Here is a 4,794-nt window from a genome sequence, read left to right on the forward strand (position 1 = left end):
ACCATTCCTGATCGCCCGCATAAGCGGTGGCGGCCGTGAGCAGTGCGACGGCACTGGCGCACAGGAGTTGATGTTTCATCTCGGATCCCCCCTTGGAATTGTCCGAGGGCGCGCCCGGTGGACCCGCCCTGATTAAATAAGGTTAACGGAAACAAGGGGTATCGTTAAGAATTTTTCGGCCAGAGAGGCCACTTTCAACCCGTGGGGGAAATGGTCTGGCGACTTCGTTTTTCAGGCTAGATCGCCGCGGCCGCCATCGACCGGCGCCGACAGCGCCCGTGCGGGGCCGCGGCGTTCACTGGACGGTCTCAGGCCGCTGGTTGATCGGCCAAGAAACGGGCGCCCGCGCGCAGAGCGGTCCATAGATCGCTTGTCAGCCAGCAGGCCGTATCCGGTTCTTCAGCTCAAGGGTGAAACCGCGAAGCGGCCGCCTTGCGGCCCTTGACCTGAAAAACCGGATACGGCGACGTCTCGGCAAACGGTTTATGGTGGGGTTTGCGCCACGGCGCGAAGGAGTTGAGGGGCACTCGTGAAAAACGGTACGTGTCCCTGTCTTCTGCTCATGTCTGTCCCCCGGTGGATGCGCGTTCGACCGGGATTGAACGGGTTCTACCGGGGCTATGACAAAGCCAGTATGCAAAACGGCCCGACGTCTCCGCCGGGCCGTTTCATTATGCCTTCATTCTGTCGCCTACCAGATGGAGACGCGTTCCTCCGGCGGCAGGTAGAGGTCGTGGTCCTCGGTGACGCCGAAGGCCTCATACCAGGCGTCCATATTGCGGACGACGCCATTGGCGCGGTACTGGCCGGGGCTGTGCGGGTCGGAGAGGAGCTGGCTGCGCGCGGCATCGTCCAGCTGGATCACGCGCCAGACCTGGGCCCAGGACATGAAGAAGCGTTGGTCGCCGGAATAGTCGCCCGTATCGGCCGTCTCGCCACCATGGTCGGCGAGATACATCTGATAGGCCCGATAGGCCATGGAGAGACCACCGATATCGCCGATATTCTCGCCGAGGGTCAGCTCGCCATTCACATTCATGCCCTCGATCGGGGAGAATTGCTCGTACTGGGCCACGATCTGGTCCGTGCGGGCATCGAATTGCTCGCGGCTGGCCTCGGTCCACCAATTGCGCAGCACGCCGTCACCGTCGGACTGGCTGCCCTGGTCGTCGAAACCATGGCCGATCTCGTGACCGATCACGGCACCGATACCGCCGAAATTGACGGCCGGATCGGCATTCGGGTCGAAGAAGGGTGGTTGCAGGATGGCCGCCGGGAAGACGATCTGATTGCCGGTGGAGTTGTAATAGGCATTCACCGTCTGCGGTGACATGCCCCATTCCCAGTCACGGATCGGTCCGCGCAGGCGGGCCCGGCTGTCGGCGCGGAACCAGGCATTGATGCGGCCAGCATTGCCGAACAGGTCATCGGCCCGGATCTCGATATCGGAATAGTCCGGCCAGACGTCCGGATAGCCGATCTTGGGCAGGAATTTGTCGAGCTTGTCGAGCGCTTCGGCCCGGGTCTCGTCATCCATCCATTCCAGCGTCTCGATCCGCTCGGCGAGGGCGCGGCGCAGATAGTCGACGAGTTCTTCCATCTGGGCCTTGTGATCCGCCGGGAAGTATTGATCGACATAGATCTGGCCGATGGCCTGACCCAGATTGCCATTGACGAACTGGATGGCGCGGCGATCGCGCGGCCGCGGCTCCTGGGCCCCGCCCAGCGTCCGGCCCCAGAAGTCGAAGGAGCGGTTATAGATCTCCTCGGACAGAAGATTGGCATTCGAATTGACGTAGCTGAAAGTCAGATAATCGCGCCAGGTCTCGACCGGCGTGTCGGCAAAGACGGCCGCGAGGCCTTCAATGGCCGAGGTCTGGGAGACGATGAAATTCTCCTGGTCGGCATAGTCAGCGGTCTCGAAAAAGGCGTCCCAGTCGAAGCCGGCGCCCAGCGTGCGGACCGCCTCCAGCGTTGCCGGATTATAGGTCGCTACACGGTCGCGACTCTCGGCCGGGGTCCAGTGGACATCGGCCATGGCCGTCTCGAGCGCGATGATGCGGTCGGCGCGGGCCTCGCCATCCTCGAGGCCGAGAAAGCCGAACACGTCGGCGATATAGGCGCGGTAGGCGTCGCGATATTCCACGAAGCGCTCATCCTCGAGCAGGTAGTAATCGCGTGTCGGCAGATGCAGGCCACCCTGATTGAGATAGACGATGTATTGGCTGGGATCGCCTTCATCGCGCTGGATGGACGTGCCGAAGATCGAGGCATAGCCCATCATGCCCATTACCGAGGCGATGTCGGCATGCGTGTCGGCATCGACGATAGGCGCCAGACCCGGCCGAACCGGGTCAATTCCGGCGGCATTGATGGCGTCGACATTCATGTAGGACGCGTAGAGATCGCCGACCTGCTGCGCCAGTGTGCCGGCTGGCGCATTGGCGGCCGCGCTGTCGCGGATAATGCCCTCAATGCGTTCTTCCGACTGAAGATAGAGCTCGTGGAAAGCGGTGTAGGACGAAATCCGGCCGGGATCTCGGTCGAATCGAGCCAGCCCTCATTGACGTAGCGGAAGAAGTCATCGCCCGGCGCCAGCGTTTCGCTGACATGCTGGGTCTCGACGCCCCAGTCACCCAGGAGGGCATCCTGGGCCAGGGCGGGTGAGAAGGCAGCGATGGACAAGGCGAGGCCGGCGACGCCGGCACGCAAAATGGATTTCATGGTGAACCCCCGTGGTTGCGGTTTCAGACGCCGCAAACTGGAATCCGCCGGTCATCGCCGCGATGAGGGATTGATTAAGCTTGTGCAATGCAAAACGGCCCGACGTTTCCGCCGGGCCGCTGCATCAATCTGGGTTAAACCCTACCAGATGGACACGCGGTCTTCCGGTGCCAGGTAGAGTTCGTGGTCCTCGGTCACGCCGAAGGCCTCGTACCAGGCATCCTGATTGCGCAGGGCGCCATTGATCCGGTACTGCGCCGGCGAGTGCGGCCCCTGGCGCAGCTGACGGACGAGCGCCTGCTCGGTGTAAAGATTCCGCCAGACCTGACCCCAGGCCATGTAGAAGCGCTGATCACCGGTGAACCCGTCGAGCACCGGTGCATCACCCCCATGGTTGGCGAGATAGAGCTGATAGGCGCGATAGGCCATCGACAGGCCACCGACATCGCCGATGTTCTCGCCCAGCGACAGGCGACCATTCACGAACTCGCCCTCGACCGGGGAAAACTCGCTGTACTGGGCAGCCAGCGCGTCGGTGCGCTCGTCGAAATTCCCGCGACTCAGTTCCGACCACCAGTCACGGAGCACGCCATCGCCGTCAGAGCGGCTGCCCTGATCGTCGAAGCCATGGCCCATTTCGTGACCGATCACGGCACCGATACCGCCGAAATTGACGGCTGCGTCGGCATAAGGATCAAAGAAGGGACCCTGAAGGATGGCGGCCGGGAAGACGATCTCATTCGCGGTGGGGGAGTAATAGGCGTTCACCGTTTGCGGCGACATGCCCCATTCCCAATCGCGGATCGGGCCGCGCAGGCGGGCGCGGCTGTCGGCACGGGCCCAGGCGGCAATGCGCTCGGAATTGCCGAACAGGTCATCGGGGCGGATCTCGATCGAGGAATAATCCGGCCACTGGTCGGGGTAACCGATCTTGGGCGTGAAGTTCTCGAACTTGTCGATCGCGCCGGCCCGGGTCTCTTCGTCCATCCATTCGAGCGTCTCCAGGCGCTCGCGAAGAGCCATGCCGAGATAATCGACCAGGACCTCCATCTGCTCCTTGTATTCCGGCGGGAAGAAACGCTCGACATAGATCTGGCCGAGCGCCATGCCCATCGAGCCGTTGACATACTGGATGGCCCGCGACTCAAGCGGACGCGGCTCTTCAACGCCGGACAGGGTACGATTGTAGAAGTCGAAGGAGCGCTCGTAGAATTCCGGTGTCAGCGAACCACGATTGCCTGACAGGTAGCGGAAGGTCAGCCAGTCCTGCCAGGTTTCAACCGGCACTTCGGAGAACAGGGTTGCCAGAGACTGGATGGCAGTGTCCTGACGGATCACGACTTCGGTCTGATCCGCGAAATCGAGCGCTTCCATGAAGGCGGTCCAGTCGAAGCCTGGTGCGCTGGCGGCCAGCTCTTCCGTCGTCATGAGATTATAGGTGCGAGTCCGGTCGCGGCTTTCCTCGCGGGTCCAGTGGACCTCGGCGACGGCGGTTTCCAGGTCGAGGATGCGTTGCGCGCGCTCGGCTCCGCCATCGACACCGATGAATCCGAAAGCATCGGCGATGTAGGCGACATAGGCATCGCGGAATGCCTGGTAGCGGTCGGTTTCCTCGAGATAATAATCACGGGTCGGCAGGCCGAGACCGCTCTGGCTCACGCCGACAATATAGCGGTCGGGATTGCCTTGGTCGCGCGTCACGCCCGCGCCGAAGATCGAGGCCGTGCCGGGGCTGCCCATCAGCGTCGCGATGTCGGCATGGCTACCGGCCGCCGCGATGCGGTCAATCATCGGCTGGACCGGATCGAAACCGCGCGCTTCAAGCGTTTCCTGGTCCATATAGGCGGCGTAGAGATCGCCGATCTGCTGCAGCGGTTCGCCGGCAGCGGCGTCAGCGGCGCCGGCTTCCTCGATGATGCCGTTGATGCGCTCTTCCGAGAGGAGATACAGCTCGGTGAAGGATCCGAAGCGGGAGAAACCCTGCGGCATCTCGACCGAGTCGAGCCAACCACCATTCACATAACGGTTGAAGTCGTCACCGGGATGAACGGTTGAATCGACATGCTGGGT

Annotated in this window: 3 protein-coding genes; all 3 read right to left on the reverse strand. The window is 62.4% G+C overall.

Annotation, left to right across the window (positions count from 1 at the left end):
• Nucleotides 1-691: 691 nt before the first annotated feature.
• On the reverse strand, nt 692-2,476 hold the full coding sequence (locus QZ266_RS07770) for a M13 family metallopeptidase (RefSeq protein WP_295693582.1): 1,785 nt from the start codon (nt 2,474-2,476) through the stop codon (nt 692-694).
• A complete protein-coding gene (locus tag QZ266_RS07775; RefSeq protein ID WP_295693577.1) occupies nt 2,386-2,724 on the reverse strand; it encodes a hypothetical protein in 339 nt (112 codons plus the stop codon). The genes QZ266_RS07770 and QZ266_RS07775 overlap by 91 nt, the downstream gene beginning before the upstream one ends.
• 141 nt (nt 2,725-2,865) lie before the next feature.
• A partial coding sequence (locus QZ266_RS07780; protein WP_295693579.1) for a M13 family metallopeptidase occupies nt 2,866-4,794 on the reverse strand: 1,929 nt, incomplete at its 5' end.

Source organism: uncultured Maricaulis sp., from assembly GCF_905480005.1.
Lineage (GTDB): Bacteria > Pseudomonadota > Alphaproteobacteria > Caulobacterales > Maricaulaceae > Maricaulis.

Excerpts from the sequence above, each read along its gene's own strand:
- QZ266_RS07775 (WP_295693577.1), bottom strand. The coding sequence starts at position 2,724 with ATGAAATCCATTTTGCGTGCCGGCGTCGCCGGCCTCGCCTTGTCCATC.